General features: G+C 61.9%; 1 protein-coding gene. It reads left to right on the top strand.

From position 1 onward, the window contains the following. Positions 1 to 578 (top strand): ferredoxin--NADP reductase (locus B3849_RS13180; protein WP_286780270.1); only part of this gene is annotated, 578 nt, incomplete at both ends.

Below are 578 nucleotides of genomic sequence, written 5' to 3'. Positions count from 1 at the left end.
GCCTATTCCATCGCGTCGCCGTCGTGGGACGAGGGGGTCGAGTTCTATTCTATCAAGGTGCCGGACGGGCCGCTGACGCAGCACCTGCAAAAGCTCAAGGTCGGTGATACCGTGCTGATGCGCCGCAAGCCAACGGGGACGTTGGTGAATGACGCCTTGCTACCCGGTAAACGGCTGTGGATGTTCGCCACGGGGACCGGTATCGCGCCTTTCGCGTCGGTCATCCGTGACCCCGAGACGTATGAGAAGTTTGACGATCTGATCCTGTGCCACACCTGTCGCACCGCCAAAGAGCTGACCTATGGCCGTGATCTGGTCGCCAGCCTCAAGGCCGATCCGCTGGTGGGTGAATTGGCGCAAAGGCTGACCCTATACGACACGCTGACCCGCGCGCCGTGGCCACGCGAAGGGCGGCAAACCGACCTGATGGCGTCGGGCAAGATGTTCCGCGATTTGGACGTGCCGCCGATCTCTCCTGATCGCGACCGTGCGATGATCTGCGGGTCGATGGCCATGTTGAACGACACCAAGGCCGCGCTCGAATCCTTCGGACTAGTGGAGGGGGCAAATAACCGTCC

The sequence above is a fragment of the Sulfitobacter sp. UBA4523 genome, assembly GCF_002388305.1.
Classification (GTDB): Bacteria; Pseudomonadota; Alphaproteobacteria; order Rhodobacterales; family Rhodobacteraceae; genus Sulfitobacter; species Sulfitobacter pontiacus.
This window is presented reverse-complemented; position numbering and strand designations above follow the sequence as displayed.